This window comes from Stenotrophomonas sp. SMYL8 (assembly GCF_036320065.1).
In the GTDB taxonomy this organism is placed as follows: Bacteria; Pseudomonadota; Gammaproteobacteria; order Xanthomonadales; family Xanthomonadaceae; genus Stenotrophomonas; species Stenotrophomonas maltophilia_A.
The window spans coordinates 135,397-154,886 of the sequence record NZ_JAWIRR010000008.1 but is presented as its reverse complement, the minus strand read 5'-3'; the positions used below and the strand labels follow the sequence as shown (position 1 = coordinate 154,886).

Below are 19,490 nucleotides of genomic sequence, written 5' to 3'. Positions count from 1 at the left end.
CAACCCGACCTTCGCTGAATGCCGGCCAGCGGCCGGCACTACCATGCCTCGGCCTTGACCTCTTGATCTCTTGACCTCAACCAATGTTGAGGTGCGATAACAGTCTCCCCACGGCCAGCCCCCTTGGCCTTCCCCACGGAGATTGCTTCGATGTCGTACTCGCTTCCCCCGCTCCCCTATGCCTATGACGCCCTCGAGCCGCATTTCGATGCGCGCACGATGGAGATCCACCACAGCAAGCACCACCAGACCTACGTCAACAACCTCAATGCCGCCATCGAGCAGGCCGGCATCGCCGAGCAGCCGGTCGAGGCGCTGATCGCCAACCTCGATGCAGTGCCCGAGGCGCAGCGTGGCGCAGTCCGCAACAACGGCGGTGGCCACGCCAACCACAGCCTGTTCTGGACCGTGCTCAGCGCCAACGGCGGCACGCCCGATGATGAGCTGGCCGCCGCCATCGACCGCGATCTGGGCGGCTTCGATGCCTTCAAGGAGGCCTTCACCAAGGCCGCGCAGACCCGCTTCGGCAGTGGCTGGGCCTGGCTGACCAGCGATCGCGATGGCCGCCTGCAAGTCGAAAGCAGCGCCAACCAGGACAGCCCGCTGATGGGTGCAACGGTCGGCCTGTCCGGCAATACCCCGATCCTCGCACTGGACGTCTGGGAACACGCCTACTACCTGCACTACCAGAACCGCCGCCCGGACTACATCGGTGCGTTCTTCAACATCATCAACTGGGCCGAGGTCGGCCGGCGCTACCGCCAGGCCCGGGCCTCATGAGCGGCGAGACACTGCCGTACGCCGGGCCGTGGGCGGGGGTCTTCCCCGCCCCGGCCCCGGTGCCGTCGGTCGAGATGCCGCCGCGTGCCCTGCGGCGGCTGCTCGGCCACTTTCCTACCGGCGTGGCCATCGTCTGCGCGCGCGATGCGCAGGGCAAGCCCATCGGCCTGACCATCAATTCGTTCGTGCCGGTGTCATTGCAGCCGCCACTGGTGCTGTGGAACCTGGCGTTGCACGCGCAGAGTCTTTCCACCTTCCAGCGCGCCACCCGCTTTGCGATCAGCGTGCTGGCGGCCGACCAGGAAGCACTGGCCCGGCGCTTTGCCGATCCGCAGGTACGCAACCGCTTCGACGGTCTGGCATTGCTGGATGACGACGAGGACGCCCCGCCACGCATCGCCGGTGCGGTAGCGCATCTCACCTGCACCCGCCATGCGCAGTGGCCGGTGGGCGATCACCTGCTGCTGGCCGGCCGCATCATCGAAGTGCACGAGAACGGCGGCGCGCCACTGCTGTTCCATCGCGGCCGCTTCCAGCCGGGACCGGCCGAGCTGCTGGTGGAGGTGCGCTGATGAACATCGAGGCTCTGGAATGCATGCTCGCCAGCGGCAAGGACGGCGCGCTGCTGCGCTTCGGCCTGGGCAAGGGCTGGCTGGATGCCGGCAACCCGGTGCGCGCAGCGACCCATCTGGGCCGTTGCGTGGTCCTTGATCCGCAGTATTCGGCGGCGTGGAAGCTGCTGGGCAAGGCCTGGCTGGCCAGTGGCCAGCCGCAGGCGGCGCGCGAAGCGTGGCAACGCGGGCTGAGCGTGGCCGGCAGCAAGGGCGACCAGCAGGCACGCAAGGAAATGCAGGTATTCCTGCGTCGCCTGGACCGCGAACAGGCGGCCCTGGCGAAGGCGGGCTGAGTCGATCAGCCCGCGTTGGCCGATGCCGGTGCGGACATGATGTCCGACATCGGCAGGCGGCGCGGCTTGCTCGGGAACGCGTGGCGCAGGATGCGCCAGACCACCTGGCCGAACTGGCGCGGCAGCGAGCCGTTGTTGTAGTGCTGGCCGTAACGGCGGCAGATGTCCTTCACTTCCTTGGCGATGGCCGCATAGCGGTTGGCCGGCAGGTCCGGGTAGAAGTGGTGCTCGATCTGGTGGCTGAGGTTGCCCGACAGCACGTTGATCAGGAAGCCGCCGCTGATGTTGGACGAACCGCGCAGCTGGCGCAGGTACCAATGGCCGCGCGACTCATTGCGCAGGCACTCCTTCGGGAAGGTTTCCGATTCGGCGGTGAAGTGGCCGCAGAAGATGATCACGTAGGTCCAGATGTTGCGCAGGCCGTTGGCCACCAGATTGCCCAGCATCACCGTGAGGAAGAACGGGCCGGCCAGCAGCGGGAAGAACACGTAGTCCTTCAGAACCTGGCGCAGCATCTTTCGCGCCACCGGGCGGGTCTGCATCCACATCGCACGGCCACTGATGCGGCCCTTCAGCCAACGGCCCAGGCGCAGGTCCTGCGCGGCCACGCCCCACTGGAACAGCAGCGCGAAGATCGGCGCGATGATCGGCTGCAGCAGGTAGAACGGCTTCCAGCGCTGTTCCGGGAAGATGCGCAGCAGGCCGTAGCCGATGTCATCGTCCATGCCACGCACGTTGGTGTAGGTGTGGTGGCGGAAATTGTGGGTCTTGCGCCAGTTGTCGGCGGTGGCAACGATGTCCCACTCGTAGGTGTTGCCGTTGAGCTTGGGGTCGCCGGTCCAGTCGAACTGGCCGTGCATGACGTTGTGGCCCAGCTCCATGTTCTCCAGGATCTTCGACAGCGCCAGCAGCAGCGTGCCGGTGATCGCGGCCGGCCACAGCAGCGGCATCCAGAACAGTGGCGAGAACGCCGCCAGGAACAGCAGGCCACGGCCACCCACGCCGAACCAGCGCACGGCGGCGGCCACGCGGCGGATGTAGCGGGTATCGGAGGCGCCGAGGCTGCCGATCACACGGTCGCGGATCGCGTCGAGTTCCTCACCGAAGGCATGCATCTCGGCGGTGCTCAGGGCACGGTCGGTAGCGCGGGTCATGGCAGGCGTCCTCAGAGATCCAGGGTCAGGTCGGTGGTCGGTGCGCTCACGCAGATCCGCACCGGCTGTGCCGATTCGGACTGCAGGTCGCCGGTGCGCAGGTGGCGGGTGGCGCCACTGACGCGGTCACAGCTGCAGCTGTTGCAGATACCCATGCGGCAGCCGTGTTTGGGCTTGATGCCGTGGGCTTCGAGGCTTTCCAGCAGCGAGCGGCCCCGCGGCACGCTCAGCTGGCGGCCACTGCGCGCAAGCGTCAGCGACACCTCACCTTCGCTGCTGGCATCGCGCAGCGGCGCCGGCGGTGTGAACGCTTCGGCCTGGAAGCCGGCCACCTGGTGCGCCAGACGCTCGCGCGCGGCGGCAACGAAGCCGTCCGGGCCGCAGGCCAGCACATGGCGCTGCGCCAACGGCGTGTCATCGCCGGCCACCTGCAGATCATGGGTATCGATACGCGCGGCCGGCACCTCACCCTCGCGGGTGGTCAGCAGGTGCACGCGCAGGTTCGGATGCGCTGCGGCCAGCGCCTGCAGTTCATCACGGAACTGCAGATGGGCAGCGGTGCGCTCCCAGTAGAACAGGTCCACCGGCGCCGCCAGCGGACGCTGGCAGGTGTCGCGCAGCAGGCTGCGCATCGGCGTGATGCCACTGCCGGCTGCCAGCAGCAGCACCGGCGCCGCAGCCGGCATATGGAATTCGCCGAAGGCGGCATCGAGGCGGAACAGTTCGCCCGGCTGCGCATGATTGACCAGATGCTGGCTGACCCGGCCGCCATCGACCGCCTTGACGGTGATCGCCAGCTCGCGCCGACCCAGTGCGGTGGGGCTGTAGCTGCGCTGCCACAGGCGCCCTTCAATCTCGACGCCGAGGGTGACGTGCTGGCCGGCACGCATGCCGGCCCAGTGCCGGTTGGTGCGCAGGACCAGGGTCGCCGCGCCCTCGCCGGCCGGCTCGCGCCGGACCAGGCGGGCCACCGGCTCGCGCAGGGTCCACAGGGGATTGAGCTGGCCCGCCCAGAAATCGAACAGCGACGGCGAGACCCAGCGGTACGGAGAGAACAGGGACGGACGGACGACAGCGCTCATGGGCGCACTATACGGGCGCACATACACCTGTGTATACATGTGTATATTGAACCGGATTGGGTATGATTCAGCCTCGCCCCACCGGAACCCCCATGGCCGCCGCCACCGCCTTGTCGACGCCCGAAGATGCCAACAGCCCGGCCCGCCGTACGGTGAGCCGTGAGGATCTGCTGGCAGCCGCCCTGAAACTGATCGGGCCGCACCGCAGCCTGTCCACGCTCAGCCTGCGCGAAGTGGCGCGTGAGGCTGGCATCGCGCCGAACAGCTTCTACCGGCAATTCCGCGACATGGACGAACTGGCCGTGGCGCTGATCGATGCGGCCGGCCGCTCGCTGCGCACCATCATCGGCGAGGCCCGGCAGCGCGCCACCTCCACCGCCACCAGCGTGGTGCGGGTCTCGGTGGAGACCTTCATGGAACAGCTGCGCGCCGACGACAAGCTACTGCACGTGCTGCTGCGCGAGGGCGCGGTCGGCTCGGACGACTTCAAGCATGCGGTCGAACGCGAGCTGCATTATTTCGAGGAAGAGCTGCAGCACGACCTGGTGCGCCTGGCCGCACTGGATGGCGCCGTACTGCATGCCCCGGAACTGGTGGCCAAGGCCATCACCCGGCTGGTGTTCGCGATGGGTGCCACCGCCATGGACCTGCCACCGGAGAAGGATCCGGAGCTGGTTGAACAGATCTCCACGATGATCCGCATGATCATCGTCGGCGCCCGTACCCCCGCCGCGTTCCGCCGCGGCTGATCGAGGCCCCTGAGTCGGCTCCCTTTCCAGAGGAAAGGGCTCTGAGCCGTCCCCGACTCCATGCCCCCCCGACACGCAGCGCCACGGCGCCGATGAACTGTGGCCGCTGTCACGGATTTAGATTGCAGATGCGCAGCTTGAGCATCCTGCACGCGCCATTCACTGCGCTCTCACGCACGCTGAATTATTCAGACCACGCGCTCCATTTAGTTTGGTGAATTATTGAACGGGGTTTGAATCCGGCAAGTGCCGCTGCAGTCGTTTCAGATTAATTGCATGGCCCAGGCAAGACCCGATCCGCACAGTGCCGCCTCCGGTCCTGCGGATGCAGGTCCCCCCAATAGGCTTCAAGGAGAAACACCCATGCGCATGATGCAGTTCACGCCAATGCTTGCGTCCACTCCCCCAGAGCGCTCACGACTTGGCCTGGCCGTGGTCGCCTCATTGCTCTTCACTGCCGCAGGCTCTACCGGTGCAGCAACCGTCAATCCCGGGCAGACAGTAACCGTCACGTCAGGAAGCGCGCTGGAAGGTGAGGCATTCTCCGTCAATGGTGGAACGCTGATCGTCCAGAACGCCAGAACGTCCACGATCACGGGCCGCTACGCGAACAACGCCCCTGCCTCCGTTTCACTGCAGAACGCTACGGTCACCGGCGGAGGCATAAACAGCCTGGTCAACAGCAACGCCGTCATCCAGGACTCGAATATTGACGGCCGTATCACACTGTCCACAAGTGTGGGTGCTTCTGCGCTTCCGCGCTCTCATGTGACATTGATTCGAAGCACCGTCACCGGAACAGGAGGCATCTCTTTCGCCGCATCGGCTGGTGGTCGCCTCGATAGCGAAGCCACCCTGTTCAACAGCCGAATTCTCGTCACCGGCGCCACGGTCAATCTCAACGCCGGGACGTCCGTCAAAGGGGATACCAACGGCATCTCCGTCAACTACAACGGCGATACGAGATTTGCGGAGAACTTCAGCGAGTGGGGACTGACAATCGATGGATCCTCGGTCACCGGAACCGCCGGGAGCGCGATCCTCGTCACCCGCGGCAGCGGTGACGAAACCGTCCGCATCACCGCACAGAACGGCGCAAGCCTCATCGGCGGCAATGGCGTAATGATCGAAGCGCGCGACAACGCCCTGCTCGACTTCACCGCCCGCACCTCCACGCTCAAGGGCGATATCACCATCGCCAATACCGCCACCGCAAAGATCAGCCTGCTCGATGGCCTCGACCTCACCGGCCGCATCCTCGGCCCGGCCGACGTCATCGTCGACCAGGGCGGTCGCTGGACGCTGTCCGGCGACAGCAACACCGGTAATCTCACTCTGGGTGCAGGCAGCGACATCCTGCTCGGGCCGGGTGAGTTCCGCCAGCTGACCGTCAACGGCAACTATGTCGGCCAGGGCGGCACGCTGCACTTCAATACGGTGATGGCCGCCGACGATGCGCCGACTTCGAAGGTGCACGTCACCGGCGATGCAAGCGGCAGCACCCGGATCGTGGTCAACAACATCAATGGCGCCGGTGCGCAGACCGTCAACGGCATTCCGCTGGTGCAGGTCGATGGCACCTCCACCGCAACCTTCGCCATGCAGGGCCGCGCCATCGGTGGCATGTACGAATACTTCCTGCGCAAGGGCACTCCGGGCGCAACCAACGGCAACTGGTACCTGACCTCGGCCTACACCGGCAATCCATGCGATATCAATCCGTCGCTGCCGGAGTGTGCGCCGGTGGATCCGGTCGATCCTGTGGACCCGGTCGATCCCATCGATCCGATTGATCCGGTCAATCCCGTCGATCCGGTCCCCGTACTGCGTCCGGAGCCAGGTGCGTACCTGGCCAACCAGGCCGCGGCCGTGCAGATGTTCCAGCTGCGCCGCCACGACCGCGGCGAGCCCGGCTTCGACCGCGCCCGCATCGGCACCTGGGTGCGCGCCGGGCGTGACCAGCTGCAGGCGAACGTGGCCGGCCAGGTCGATGCCCGTACCCACATCAACACCCTGCAGCTGGGCAGCGATGTCTGGCGCTGGGGCGATGGCCGTGGCCAGGTCGGCGTGATGCTGGGCACCGGCGAGGCGACCACGCAGGCGGTGTCGACGCTGAGCGGTTATGGCACCCGCGGCAAGGTCAAGGGCAAGTCGGCCGGTGTCTACCTGGGCTGGGTGCAGGATGCACAGAGCAGTGCCGGCCTGTATGTGGACGGCTGGCTGCAGGCAGCACGCTTCGACAACGAGGTGCAGGGCGAAGGCATCACCCGCGAGACCTACGACTCCAGGACCCGCAGCGCATCGCTGGAAGCCGGTTACGCCTGGGCCATCCGCAGCAGTGAGGCCAGCACGCTGTACCTGCAGCCGCAGGCGCAGCTGACCTGGACCGACTACGACGGTGACAGCCTGGTCGAAAACAATGGCACCACGGTCGAGGATGGCCGCGGCGGCGGCCTCAACAGCCGCCTCGGCGTACGCCTGTTTGGCCAGGGCACGCTGCAGGGCAACCGCGTGCAGCCGTTCCTGGCGGCGAACTGGCTGCGTGGCCAGCGCGATGAGGCCATGCGTTTCAACAGTGAGTCGTTGAGCGCGAAGACGCCGGAGAACCGCTACGAAGTGCAGGCCGGTGCCCAGCTGCAGCTGGGGCAGCGCTGGAGCGCATGGGGCGACCTGCGTGTGCAGCGTGGCGACAGCGGCTATCGCAACCACGGCGCCCAGGTGGGCCTGCGCGCCGCCTGGTAGGCGCCCCCCTACGGAATGCCCTGCAAGGAGCAGATTCAGAGACTGGATTCTGCTCCGCCCCTCCCATAACGCGCCCCGCGTTTCAGATTAATTGCATGGCCCAGGCAAGACCCGATCCGCACAGTGCCGCCTCCGGTCCTGCGGATGCGGGTCCACCCCAATAAGCTTCAAGGAGAAACACCCATGCGCATGATGCAGTTCACGCCGAAGTTTCCTTCCACGCTTGTCCGATCACGGCTGGCACTTGCACTCGCCGGGCTGATTCTCGTGCCCTCCATGGAGGCCGCGGCCGTTGATCTGAACAACGGCGCGTCCGCTACGGTCGTTCCGGGCCATGTCTGGGTCGGGCAGGACTTCACGCTCCGTGGCAATTCGCAGCTGAACGTCGACGGTACTCGAGTAGGCTCAGTAAATTCGCAGAATTCGACACTCACCCTCAGCAACGCATCCGCCGGCCTGGTCTCGTTGATGGATTCCGTCGGCGACATCCGAGGCAGCACGCTGGCCGGCCTGAACACCAGTGCATTTCTGTCCAACCCGACATCGGCGCGCACAGTCATCGCCATTTCAAACAGCCGCGTCGAAAGTCCTTTTACGGCTTCGCGCATTTCGGGTGGCGGAACCATCCGTGCCTCATCGACGGCCTTTGCTGGCGATGTGCACGGCGTCCTGATGCTGGCGGGCATTCTGGAACTACGCAGCGGCTCTTCTGTCGTCGGCGCGCAGGATGGCATCGACAGCCGACTCAACGCCGGCGGCCAGCCCGCCATGGGCCCAGATGGGTGGTACGTACTTGTCGATGGCTCTTCGGTGGAAGGAACCGCTGGCGCAGCGCTCAGCGCGAATACCCAGGGCTCAGCTCCGCAGGTCAACCGCTTCATTGTGCAGAACGGCGCCACGCTGAAGGGTGGCAACGGCAACCTTCTGCAGGCCAATGCAGCTGCCCTGTTCGACTTTACCGGCCGAACTTCCACGCTGGCCGGGAACTTCACCATTGCCGATACCGCCAGCGGCACGCTGCGCTTCCTTGACGGCCTCGACCTCACCGGCCGCATACTCGGCCCGGCCGACGTCATCGTCGACCAGGGCGGCCGCTGGACGCTGTCCGGCGACAGCAACACCGGCAACCTCACCTTGGGGGCAGGCAGCAATATCTTCCTCGGTGCTGCGGGTACGGCGGCCTATCCGCAGCTGACCGTCAACGGCAACTACGCCGGCAATGGCGGCACCCTGCACTTCAACACGGTGCTGGCCGGCGACGACGCAGCAAGCTCGCGCATGCACGTGACCGGTGATACCAGTGGCACCACCCAGGTCACCGTCAACAACATTGCCGGCGCTGGTGCACAGACCGTCAACGGCATTCCGCTGGTGCAGGTGGATGGTGCCAGCAATGGCAGGTTCACTCTGCAGGGCCGTGCCATCGGCGGCATGCACGAGTACTTCCTGCACAAAGGCTCGCCGGGCGCAGCCAATGGCAACTGGTACCTGACCTCGGCCTACACCGGCAATCCGTGCGACATCAATCCGGCGCTGCCGGAGTGTGCGCCGGTGGATCCGGTCGATCCTGTTGACCCGGTCGATCCGGTGGATCCGGTGGACCCGGTCAATCCCGTCGATCCGGTCCCCGTGCTGCGTCCGGAGCCGGGCGCGTACCTGGCCAACCAGGCCGCGGCCGTGCAGATGTTCCAGCTGCGCCGCCATGACCGCGGCGAGCCCGGCTTCGACCGCGCCCGCATCGGCACCTGGGTGCGCGCCGGGCGTGACCAGCTGCAGGCGAACGTGGCCGGCCAGGTTGACGCCCGTACCCACATCAACACCCTGCAGCTGGGCAGCGATGTCTGGCGCTGGGGCGATGGCCGTGGCCAGGTCGGCCTGATGCTCGGCACCGGCGAGGCGACCACGCAGGCGGTGTCGATGCTGAGCGGCTATGGCACGCGCGGCAAGGTCAAGGGCAAGTCGGCCGGTGTCTACCTGGGCTGGGTGCAGGATGCACAGAGCAGTGCCGGCCTGTATGTGGACGGCTGGCTGCAGGCGGCGCGCTTCGACAACGAGGTGCAGGGCGAAGGCATCGCCCGCGAGACCTACGACTCCAGGACCCGCAGCGCATCGCTGGAAGCCGGATATGCCTGGGCCATTCGCAGTAGTGAGGCCAGCACGCTGTACCTGCAGCCGCAGGCGCAGCTGACCTGGACCGACTACGACGGCGACAGCCTGGTCGAAAGCAATGGCACCACGGTCGAGGATGGCCGCGGCGGCGGCCTCAACAGCCGCCTCGGCGTACGCCTGTTTGGCCAGGGCACGCTGCAGGGCAACCGCGTGCAGCCGTTCCTGGCGGCGAACTGGCTGCGTGGCGAGCGCGATGAGGCCATGCGCTTCAACAGTGAGTCGCTGAGCGCGAAGACGCCGGAGAACCGCTACGAAGTGCAGGCCGGTGCCCAGCTGCAACTGGGCCAGCGCTGGAGCGCATGGGGTGACCTGCGTGTGCAGCGTGGCGACAGCGGCTATCGCAACCACGGTGCCCAGGTGGGCCTGCGCGCCGCCTGGTAATCCCCTCGCCGCCCCGGGGCCAGACCGGGGCGGCGTTCCTCGATTTCGATCGCACCCTGCCGGGCATGACATCCGGCAGGGTTCTGCCGCCTAATTGTAATGTTATAACACCGTCGTCCGCGATGTTCTGATCCTGCTTTCGGCTTCGTGATTGCACGGACTTATTTATATAGCCGTTGCTATATCTATAACCATCTGCTTTCATATGCGTCAGCCAGGTCGCCCTCGCCGCCTTTCCTCTCCCAAGGACGACGCCCTCATGCCCGTTTCCAGACCCCTTTCCCGCCGGCTGCCTCTGGCTGCCGCCATCGCCCTGACCCTGCCGTTGCCCGTGCTGGCAGCCACACCCAAGCCGACCGAGCTGGACCGCGTGCAGGTCAAGGTCAGCACTGCCACCCGCAGCGAACGCCTGCTGTCCGATGTCCCGATCCGCACCGAAGTGCTGCGCCAGGAAGACATCGCGCTGCGCGCGGCCACCGACTTCTCGCGTGCCGCCGAACTGATCAATGGCCTGCGCGTGGAAAGCAACTGCCAGAACTGCAACACCAGCGAGGTACAGCTGCTGGGCCTGCCCGGCGCCTACAACCAGCTGTTGTTCGATGGCATCCCGTTGCTGTCCACATTGGGCAGCGTGTACGGCCTGGAACAGATCCCGGCCGGGTTCGTCGACCGCATCGAAGTGGTCAAGGGCGGTGGCTCGGCGCTGTACGGCCCGGGCGCGGTGGCCGGTGTGATCAACCTGATCCCGCCACTGCCGGCGCGCAGCGGTGGCCATGTGCAGGCCGGCGTGGATGTGCTGAAAGGCACGCCGCAGAAGAATGCCGACGTGCGCCTCGACCTGGTGGCCAAGGATGCCGACGCCGGGCTGTCGGTGATTGCCCAGCGCAACTGGAACAGCGGCATCGACTACAACGGTGACGGCTACACCGAGATCACCCGCAAGAACCTCAAGGTCGGCGGACTGCAGGCCTGGTATGCGCCCACACCGGGCACACGGCTGCGCCTGGACCTGCAAGTGACCGATGAAACCCGCCGCGGCGGCAACCGCCTGGACCAGCCAGAATACCTGGCCAACATCGCCGAATCGCTGGATACGAAGTACCGGCGCGGCAGCGTGTCGTGGGATCAGGAGATCAATGCCGACGTTGATTTCCGCCTGGCCTATGCCTTCGCCGACATCGACCGTGACAGCTTCTATGGCGGCCTGGGCGATGTGGTCACCGATCCGTCTGCGCCTGGCTATGACCCGTCGCAGCTGGACCCGAACGTGGCCGGCAGCGCGGCCTCGCGGTCGTGGCGCCAGTACGGCCGCACCCACAACCCGCTGCACTACATCGACAGCCAGTTGAACTGGCGGTTGGGGGCGCACGCGCTGGCCTTCGGCGTGCAGTACAAGCACGAGGCGCTGCGCGACGACAACCGCACCGGTGACGGGCAGCGGCTGGCAGTGCTGGAGGACGCTACCTTCCACAACCTGGGCGCCTTCATCCAGGACGAGTGGAGCCTGCGCGACAACGTCGACCTGGTGCTGGGTGCGCGCGTGGACAAGAGCTCGGAGCTGGACAGCGCGGTGTTCTCGCCGCGCATCGCGCTGGCCTGGCAGGCCACGCCCAACCTGAAGTGGCGCGCCGGCATTGCCACCGGCTTCCGTGCCCCAGAGATCTTCGTCGAGGATGTGCATGTCGATACGCTGGGTGGCGAACAGGTGCGCGTGCGCAACACCGACGGCCTGAAGGAAGAGCGCGCGTTGACCACCCTGTTCGGCTTCGACTGGCGATCTGACCCGGCCAATCCGGTGTGGAGCTGGGATGCCACCGCCTCGTATGCGCGCATCCGCGACACCTTCGCACTGGGCGAGATCCAGCGCGGCGATGACGGACAGCTCAGTCAGCTGCGCTACAACGCTTCCGGCTCGAACGTGCTGGGCGCGGAAACCAACCTCGGCTGGCAGCCGTCGCCGCAGTGGCGCCTGACCGCAGGTGCCTCGTGGTACCGCTCGCGGTTCCGCGAACCGCAGCGCATCTTCGACGACACCGGCGACGGCGGCGACACCGTCATCGAAAGCCGCGACTACCTGAAGACGCCGCGCTGGACCGGCCTGGCCCAGCTCAGCTGGATGCCGGCCGAGCCGTGGGAGACCTTCGTCGCGCTGCGCCACACCGGCCCGATGTCGGTGCTGAACAACCGGCTGGGCGAACTGCACCGCACGCGTTCATTCCTGGTGACCGATCTGGGTGCGCGCTGGCACCGCCACCTGGGCGCGCAGGCGCAGCAGGAAGTGTCGGTAGCCGCCGGCGTCAAGAACGTATTCGACCAGCGCCAGAAGGATCTGGAGGTGGGTGCGTTGCGTGACAGCGACTATGTCTATGGGCCGCGCTTCGCGCGCTCGTGGTACGTCAACCTGCGCTATGCGTTCTAAGTCACTACGAGCGTTGTTGCTGGCCTGTGCCGTGCTGCTGGCCGCACCAGCGATGGCTGCGGACCTGCACGCGCAGGTCTCGGCCTCGCTGATGCGGCCGGATCAGCGCTCGCTGCGGCCGATGCAATGGTCATCGCCACCGAAGCTGGTGGCGTTGTACTTCGGCGCCGACTGGTGCGCGCCCTGCCATGCCTTCGTACCCACACTGCGCAGCGTGCGTGACGCATTGCGCGAGGCCGGCGCCGATACCGAAGTGGTGTACGTCAGCCTGGATGAGAGCGAGGCCGCGCTGCGCCGCTACATGCACGCGCAGGAGATGCCGTGGCCGGTGCTGGACCCGCGCCGTGCCGCGCGCATGCCGGCACTGCAGGCATTGGCCGGGCTGGCACCGCCGAATCTGGTGCTGATCGATGCAGACGGGAATGTACTTGCCAATGGCTGGCAAGGCCGGCGTTACGAAGGCCTGCAGCCCGTGTTGAAGGAATGGACGAGACGGGCGTGTGCGCAGCTGCAGGCCAGTTGCCCCAACGCCGGCATCCAATCGCGGTAGCGCCGGGCCATGCCCGGCGAAATGCGTGACGCAGCCTTACGGCCGCCGGGCATGGCCCGGCGCTACCGTTACGACGCCTCGCCCTCGGCCTTGCGCACGAACGCCTCGAACAGCGCCAGCGTCTGCTCGCTTACATGGTGCTCTATACCTTCGGCATCGCGCCGTGCGGTATCCGGGTCCACCCCCAGCGCCAGCAGGAAGCGCTCCACGGTCTGATGCCGCTGGCGGCTGGCATGCGCCAGCGCCTCGCCTTCCGGGGTCAGGAACACGCCGCGATACGGCCGCTGCACCACCCAGCCATCACGGGCCAGCCGCCGCAGCATCTTCGCCACGGTGGGCTGGGCTACGCCCAGCCGGGTGGCGATGTCGACCTGGCGGGCCTCGCCTCCGTCGGCCAGCAGGTCCGAGATCAGCTCGACATAGTCCTCCACCAGCTCCATCCGGTGCGCCTCGCGCACTTGCCGGAAGCTCTCGACCTGGCGCTCGGCCTCGATCAAGGGGGTGCTTTTCAGCGATGTCGAATCGTCGGTCTTGCCCACGCCTGCGCCTGTCCTTCCGGTTGTTCCGGTGTTGAACCTGAATTCTGGACCAGTAACGCGATAAAGACGATTGTTTCACATTGCTAATGACTATAGCAGGAGCTATATTCGGAGCCATGAACACCCTGGCATCCCGCGACCCCTCGGCCTCCACCCCGGCCAGCCTGGGTGCGCTCAACGCCTCGGTGGCGGTGCCCGACAAGGGCCATTGGTGGTTCCGCCTGCTGGCCTTCCTCGGCCCGGGCTACATGATCTCGGTCGGCTACATGGACCCGGGCAACTGGGCCACCGACCTTGCCGGCGGTTCGCGCTTCGGTTACCTGCTGCTGTCGGTCATTCTCATCTCCAACCTGATGGCAGTGATCCTGCAGGCGCTGTCGGCGCGGCTCGGCATCGCCACCGGCATGGACCTGGCGCAGGCCTGCCGCGCGCGTTACCCGAAGCCGGTGAACCTGGCGTTATGGGCGCTGTGCGAGGCGGCGATCATCGCCTGCGACCTGGCCGAGGTGATCGGAACCGCGATCGCGCTGAAGCTGCTGTTCGACCTGCCGTTGCTGTGGGGCGCGGTGATCACCGCCCTGGACACGCTGCTGGTGCTGCTGCTGATGAACCGCGGTTTCCGTGCGCTGGAAGCCTTCGTGATCGCATTGCTGATGGTGATCTTCGCCTGCTTCATGGTGCAGATTGCGCTGGCCGCACCGCCGGTGATGGAAGTGCTGGGCGGTTTCATTCCGCGCGCGCAGGTGGTAACTGATCCGCACGCGCTGTACATCGCCATCGGCATCATTGGTGCCACGGTGATGCCGCACAATCTCTATCTGCACTCGTCCATCGTGCAGACCCGTGCCTACCCGCGCACCGATGAAGGCCGACGCAGCGCGCTGCGCTGGGCAGTGACCGACAGCACCCTTGCACTGACCCTGGCACTGTTCATCAACGCCAGCATCCTGATCCTGGCGGCGGCGGTGTTCCATGCCAATGGCCGATTTGATGTGGAAGACATCGAGCAGGCGCACCAGCTGCTGGCGCCCATGCTCGGCGTAGGCGCGGCGGCGACACTGTTTGCGATTGCGCTGCTGGCCTCGGGCCTGAACTCGACGGTGACCGCCACGCTGGCCGGGCAGATCGTGATGGAAGGCTTCCTGCACCTGCGTCTGCCGCCGTGGCTGCGGCGGCTGATCACGCGGGCGCTGGCGATCATTCCGGTGGTGGTGGTGATCATGCTGTTCGGCGACCAGGGCGCGGTAAAGCTGCTGGTGCTGAGCCAGGTGGTGCTGTCGATGCAGCTGCCGTTCGCGATCATCCCGCTGGTGCGGATCGTGACCGACAAAGTGACGATGGGCGCGCTGGTGGCCCCGCGCTGGCTGGGCAGCATCGCCTGGGTGATCGCACTGGTGATCGTGGCGTTGAACGTGAAGCTGCTGGTGGATACCTTCAGCGGCGGGTAATGCCAAACGCCGGGCTCGGTCCTGCCCCAAGTAGATCCACGCCATGCGTGGATGCCTTTGTAGAGTCGAGCCATGCTCGACTCATTCCATCACCGCGCGAACAGCAGTCGAGCATCGCTCGACTCTACAGATACAGCGCAATGGCGGCCTCAATCTGCTGCGGCGACTGGAACCCGGCCAGGCGGGTGCGTTCGTCGCCGTCACGGAACAGGGACAGCGTCGGCGTCTGCCGCAACCCCAGTCCCCTGAAGAACGCTTCACCCAGCACTTCCAGCTGCACGCGCAGCAGGGTGATGCCCTGCCCTGCACTGCTGGTCGCCACGCGGTGCAGCGACATCTCCAGCATCCGGCACCCTGGGCACTGGTCCTTGTGGAAATCCACCAGCACCCTCGGATGTTCGGCCAGCAGCTGCTGGAACTGCTCAGGCGTGGTGGCGTCGATGATCTGCATCGGTGTTGCTCCAGTAATGGGCCAGGACCGCGTCGGTCCAGGCCTCGATGGCCGCGGCATGGCGAACGCCATGCGGCATCTGTTCGATCTCCAGCGGCGGGTAGTCGCTGCGGAAGTAGCGGATCAGCCGGTGCACGGCGCCGCAGTAGTACTCCTGCCCCCACTGCGTTTCGCCGGTACCGAACACCGCCAGCTGCCGTGGCCGCTCGCCGCGCTCCGTAGTACCGGCCACCCACGCCTTCATCTCCGCCGGCGTGCGGCCGGCGTTGTCGGTCCAGCAGCCCAGCAGCACCAGGTCGGCCTCATCGGCGGCCAGAGGCGGCGCCTGGCGCGGGTCGTCGGCCTCCTGCCAGTGCACCGCATGGCCCGCTGCGCGGCAACGCTCGGCAATCTGCCGGCCGAGCTCGCGGGTGTTGCCACTCAACGAGGCCACCACCAGCAGGATGCTCAGCGCTTCGCTGGGCTCAGAGGTCGTCGAAGCCGTTGTCGACGTTGGTCTTCTTGTAACTTGCATTGCGCATCTCGAAGAAGTCGGTCTTGGTTTCGGTGAAGTTGTCGGCGTAGGCCTTGATCCACGGCATCACGTTGTCGGTGGTGTCGCTGTACAGGCGCTCGATGCCGAGCATGCCGGCCATCTTGTTGGCGCGGTACTTCACGTAGCGCACCATCTCGTCCACGTCGATGCCGTCGATACCGTCCAGCACCTCCGACGACCACTGCGTCTCCAGCTCGATCGCGTGTTCGAATGATTGGTGCACGTAGGCGGTCAGCTCGTTGGTCTGCAGCTCAGGGTTCTCACCGATGATGGCGCGGATCAACTCGCTGATGAACTTGGTATGCGCCAGCTCGTCGCGGTTGATGAAGCTGATGATCTTGCCGGTGCCGTTCATGCGGTTCTGCCGCACCATGTTGTAGAAGTAGGCAAACCCGGAATAGAAGTTGATGCCTTCCAGGATCGAGGACTGGATCAGCGACTTCAGCAGGGTCTCGGCGGTCTTCTCGCGCATGAAGTCGTCATACGCGCCCATGATCGGTGCGTTGCGCTTGATGATGGTCGGGTGGGTGCGGGCGATCTCGAAGATGCGGTTCTGGTTCGGCAGGTCGGTGATCGAGGCCAGCACGTAGCTGTAGCTCTCGTTGTGGATCACTTCCTGCTGGCCGATGATCGCTGCATTGGCATGCGCGGCGGGATCGGTGATGTACTCGGCCACGTTGTAGATGAAGCGGGTCTGCGGTGAGTCGAGCGTGGCCAGCAGGCCGATGATGGAGTCGTAGGCGTTCTTTTCGCGCGCATTGAGCTCGCCGTACTGGCGGGCATCGAGCTTCATGTCGACCTCGTCAGGAATCCAGAAGTTGGTCGACAGCTCCTTGTAGGCCCGATAGAACGACGGGTACGGGATGTCGTTCCAGTTGAGGATGCCGCTGGTGCGACCGTTGATGATGCCGGTGCTGCGGTTGGGATGGCGCGGTTCGAGGATCTTGATGCGGTCGAGGGGGGTTGCCATGGGTTTCTGCCTTCGTTCTCTTTCTATCGTGTTGCCGGCCAGCGGCCGGCACTACCGTAGATCGCGGGGTTGCCGGCCAGCGGCCGGCACTACCGTGGGTCGCGGGGTTGCCGGCCAGCGGCCGGCACTACCGTGGGTCGCCGGCGGTCAGCTGGAGCACCACTCGCATTCGCTGATGTCGATGTCGTTGGAGCGCACGTAGTAGGTGGTCTTCAGGCCCTCGCGCCAGGCGCTCAGATGCAGCTCCAGCAGCGTGCTGGCGCGGATGGTGCTTGGCACGTACAGGTTGAAGCTGATCGACTGGTCGACGTGGCGCTGGCGGCGTGCGTTCTGGCGCACGCTGGCGAACTGGTCGACCTTGTAGGCACCCTTCTCGTAGTACGGCCAGGTCTCCAGCGACAGGCCCGGTGCAGCCACCGGACGCCGGAAATCCTTCTTTTCCTCGTAGTAGAACGCGCTGTAGATCGGGTCGATGGAGGCGGTGGAACCGGCAATCTGCGCGGTGCTCATGTTCGGCGCCACCGCCAGCAGCCAGCCGTTGCGCAGGCCGTGCGTTGCGACCTCGCGGGCCAGGCTGTCCCAGGCCGCGCCGCTGTAGTCGCGGTCACTGAAGTAGCGGCCGTTGTGCCAGTCGCTGCCGGCGAACATCGGGTAGCTGCCTTTCTCCTTCGCCAGCTGCGCGCTGGCCTGGATGGTCAGGAAGTTGATGCGCTCGTAGAGGCGGTCGGCCAGCTCTTCGGCATCCGGCGATTCCCATTGGATCGCCTGCTGCGCCAGCAGATGGTGCCAGCCGAAGGTGCCCAGGCCGATGGCGCGGTATTTGCGGTTGGTGATGGTGGCCTGCGGCACCGGCAGCGCATTGAGGTCGATCACGTTGTCGAGCATGCGCACCTGGATCGGGATCAGGCGTTCCAGCACATCGGTGGCCAACAGGTCATCCGGCGCACTGATCGCCCGACCGAGGTTGATCGAGGACAGGTTGCAGACCACGAAGTCACCGGCCCGGCGTGTGGTGACGATCTGGTCGCCGCTGACGATCTCCTGGATCATCCGCGTCGGGCTCATGTTCTGCAGGATCTCGGTGCACAGGTTGCTGGAATAGATCATGCCCGCGTGCTTGTTCGGGTTCCGGCGGTTGACCTCGTCGCGGTAGAACAGGAACGGGTTGCCGGTCTCCAGCTGGCTGAGCATGATCCGCTTGAACAGATCGATGGCCTTCACCGTGCGGCGGCTGATGCGCTCATCGGCCACCAGCTCGGCGTAGCGGTCACGGAAGCTGCCCGAACCACGCTTCTCGTCGTAGAAGTCCTGCAGGTACCAGCCCTTGGCCTGCTTCACCTCGTGCGGGTCGAACAGGTACCAGTCGGCGCGACGCTCGACCGCTTCCATGAACAGGTCGGGCACGCAGACCGAGGTGAACACATCGTGCGCGCGCAGGCGCTGGTCGCCGTTGTTGAGGCGCAGGTCCATGAAGGCTTCGATATCGCGGTGCCAGATGTCCAGGTACACCGCCACCGCGCCCTTGCGCTGGCCGAGCTGATCAACCGACACCGCAGTGTTGTTGAGCTGCTTGATCCACGGCACCACGCCACCGGAGGAATTGGCCACGCCACGGATCGGCGCGCCGCTGCTGCGCACATAGCCCAGATAGGCTCCAACACCACCGCCGTGCTTGGACACGCGGGCGATATCGGTGTTGGAGTCATAGATGCCCTGCAGGCTGTCGTCCACCGTGTCGATGAAGCAGCTCGACAACTGCCCGCCCACCTTGCCCGCATTGGCCAGGGTCGGTGTGGCCACCGTCATGTACAGGTTGGACAGCGCCCAGTACGCCTCTCCGACCAGCTGCATGCGCCGCTCGCGCGGCTTTTCCTCCTGCATCAGGTACAGCGCGATGGTCAGCCAGCGCTCCTGCGGCAGTTCGTAGACCTCACGGCTGCGGTCGCTGGCCAGGTAGCGCGTGGCCAGCAGGTACAGGCCGTTGTACGCGAACAGGCGATCGCGTTCCGGATCGATCATCTCGCCGGCCTGCTGCAATTCTTCCTTCGAGTAGCAGCGCAGGATGTCGTTGCTGTAGATGCCGCGATCGGCCAGGCTTTCCTGCAGGCCCACGTAGGAGCCGTACTTCAGGCCGACGTCGTAGAAGCGGTTGCGGCTGGCGCGCTTGTACAGGCGACGCAGGTAGATGCGCGCGGCAAACTGTTCCCACTCCGGCGCGACCAGGTCCACGCGCGATTCGGCCTCGCGGATCAGCAGATCGACCAGGTCATCGGCGCTGATGCTCGGTTTGCGTTCGACCATCGACTGCACTACACGGCGGTAGTCGCTCACATCCAGCTGCGGGAACTCGGCATGCACGGCGTCGATGCTGCGCTGCAGGCGCTCGGCCTCGAACGGCAGGCGACGGTTGCCGGCCTCCTTGGTGATCCAGGTCGGCACGCGCTCGCCACCGGCGCGCAAGGCGTCGCCAGCGCCGGCCAGATCGGCCACGCGGAAGGTACTGTCGGTCATGGTGGTGAAACTCCAGGCTCGCACGCGCGTTGGCGGTCGATGCCGTGGCGGCCCTGCACGCGATACCGGCGCACGGGGCGGTCGGGGTGGGATGCCAAAGCGC

16 protein-coding genes are annotated in these 19,490 nt (G+C 66.0%); 9 read left to right on the top strand and 7 right to left on the bottom strand.

Features of this window, described 5'->3' with window-relative positions:
• Positions 1-150 precede the first annotated feature (150 nt).
• The 3 genes from V3B25_RS09460 to V3B25_RS09450 are packed head-to-tail and all read left to right on the top strand — an operon-like array spanning position 151 to position 1,687.
• Positions 151-780, top strand: coding sequence for a superoxide dismutase (locus V3B25_RS09460; protein ID WP_201116433.1), 630 nt, complete (start codon positions 151-153; stop codon positions 778-780).
• On the top strand, positions 777-1,352 hold the full coding sequence (locus V3B25_RS09455) for a flavin reductase family protein (RefSeq protein ID WP_033833194.1): 576 nt from the start codon (positions 777-779) through the stop codon (positions 1,350-1,352). Before V3B25_RS09460 ends, V3B25_RS09455 begins: the two co-directional genes overlap by 4 nt.
• Positions 1,352-1,687 carry a tetratricopeptide repeat protein gene (locus tag V3B25_RS09450; RefSeq protein WP_008267331.1) on the top strand — a complete coding sequence of 112 codons (336 nt, stop codon included), beginning with the start codon at positions 1,352-1,354 and terminating at the stop codon, positions 1,685-1,687. The genes V3B25_RS09455 and V3B25_RS09450 overlap by 1 nt, the downstream gene beginning before the upstream one ends.
• A gap of 5 nt (positions 1,688-1,692) precedes the next feature.
• Here V3B25_RS09450 and V3B25_RS09445 read toward each other — a convergent pair whose 3' ends face one another.
• Complete coding sequence (locus tag V3B25_RS09445; protein WP_088026244.1) at positions 1,693-2,841, bottom strand: acyl-CoA desaturase; 1,149 nt, start codon at positions 2,839-2,841, stop codon at positions 1,693-1,695.
• An 11-nt stretch (positions 2,842-2,852) separates the two neighbouring features.
• The gene (locus tag V3B25_RS09440; protein WP_201116435.1) at positions 2,853-3,923 is read right to left on the bottom strand and encodes a ferredoxin reductase; all 1,071 of its coding nucleotides are present in this window, start codon (positions 3,921-3,923) and stop codon (positions 2,853-2,855) included.
• 92 nt (positions 3,924-4,015) lie between these two features.
• On the opposite strand from V3B25_RS09440, the gene fabR reads away from it, so the two are divergent.
• The 5 genes from fabR to V3B25_RS09415 all read left to right on the top strand — a co-directional run bounded on the left by fabR (position 4,016) and on the right by V3B25_RS09415 (position 12,933).
• Positions 4,016-4,672, top strand: coding sequence for an HTH-type transcriptional repressor FabR (gene fabR / locus V3B25_RS09435; protein WP_005409961.1), 657 nt, complete (start codon positions 4,016-4,018; stop codon positions 4,670-4,672).
• A 768-nt stretch (positions 4,673-5,440) separates the two neighbouring features.
• On the top strand, positions 5,441-7,414 hold the full coding sequence (locus V3B25_RS09430; protein ID WP_329810562.1) for an autotransporter outer membrane beta-barrel domain-containing protein: 1,974 nt from the start codon (positions 5,441-5,443) through the stop codon (positions 7,412-7,414).
• A gap of 183 nt (positions 7,415-7,597) precedes the next feature.
• Positions 7,598-9,964 carry an autotransporter outer membrane beta-barrel domain-containing protein gene (locus tag V3B25_RS09425; protein WP_329810561.1) on the top strand — a complete coding sequence of 789 codons (2,367 nt, stop codon included), beginning with the start codon at positions 7,598-7,600 and terminating at the stop codon, positions 9,962-9,964.
• A gap of 259 nt (positions 9,965-10,223) precedes the next feature.
• The gene (locus V3B25_RS09420; protein ID WP_329810560.1) at positions 10,224-12,383 is read left to right on the top strand and encodes a TonB-dependent receptor; all 2,160 of its coding nucleotides are present in this window, start codon (positions 10,224-10,226) and stop codon (positions 12,381-12,383) included.
• The gene (locus V3B25_RS09415) at positions 12,373-12,933 is read left to right on the top strand and encodes a thioredoxin-like domain-containing protein (RefSeq protein ID WP_329810559.1); all 561 of its coding nucleotides are present in this window, start codon (positions 12,373-12,375) and stop codon (positions 12,931-12,933) included. The genes V3B25_RS09420 and V3B25_RS09415 overlap by 11 nt, the downstream gene beginning before the upstream one ends.
• A 68-nt stretch (positions 12,934-13,001) precedes the next feature.
• Here V3B25_RS09415 and mntR read toward each other — a convergent pair whose 3' ends face one another.
• Positions 13,002-13,472, bottom strand: a complete 471-nt coding sequence (gene mntR / locus V3B25_RS09410; RefSeq protein ID WP_087922820.1) for a manganese-binding transcriptional regulator MntR — start codon at positions 13,470-13,472, stop codon at positions 13,002-13,004.
• Positions 13,473-13,588: 116 nt separating this feature from the next.
• Here mntR and V3B25_RS09405 point away from each other — a divergent pair, with 116 nt between their 5' ends.
• Complete coding sequence (locus tag V3B25_RS09405) at positions 13,589-14,920, top strand: Nramp family divalent metal transporter (RefSeq protein WP_329810558.1); 1,332 nt, start codon at positions 13,589-13,591, stop codon at positions 14,918-14,920.
• 124 nt (positions 14,921-15,044) lie between these two features.
• On the opposite strand, the gene V3B25_RS09400 is transcribed toward V3B25_RS09405, so the two are convergent.
• From V3B25_RS09400 to V3B25_RS09385, 4 genes are all read right to left on the bottom strand, one after another.
• Positions 15,045-15,371 carry a thioredoxin family protein gene (locus tag V3B25_RS09400; RefSeq protein WP_049461515.1) on the bottom strand — a complete coding sequence of 109 codons (327 nt, stop codon included), beginning with the start codon at positions 15,369-15,371 and terminating at the stop codon, positions 15,045-15,047.
• Positions 15,343-15,822, bottom strand: coding sequence for a flavodoxin (locus tag V3B25_RS09395; RefSeq protein ID WP_329810564.1), 480 nt, complete (start codon positions 15,820-15,822; stop codon positions 15,343-15,345). The genes V3B25_RS09400 and V3B25_RS09395 overlap by 29 nt, the downstream gene beginning before the upstream one ends.
• A 13-nt stretch (positions 15,823-15,835) precedes the next feature.
• On the bottom strand, positions 15,836-16,876 hold the full coding sequence (locus V3B25_RS09390; protein ID WP_024957408.1) for a ribonucleotide-diphosphate reductase subunit beta: 1,041 nt from the start codon (positions 16,874-16,876) through the stop codon (positions 15,836-15,838).
• Positions 16,877-17,023: 147 nt separating this feature from the next.
• On the bottom strand, positions 17,024-19,387 hold the full coding sequence (locus tag V3B25_RS09385) for a ribonucleoside-diphosphate reductase subunit alpha (RefSeq protein WP_049423058.1): 2,364 nt from the start codon (positions 19,385-19,387) through the stop codon (positions 17,024-17,026).
• Positions 19,388-19,490: the final 103 nt, after the last annotated feature.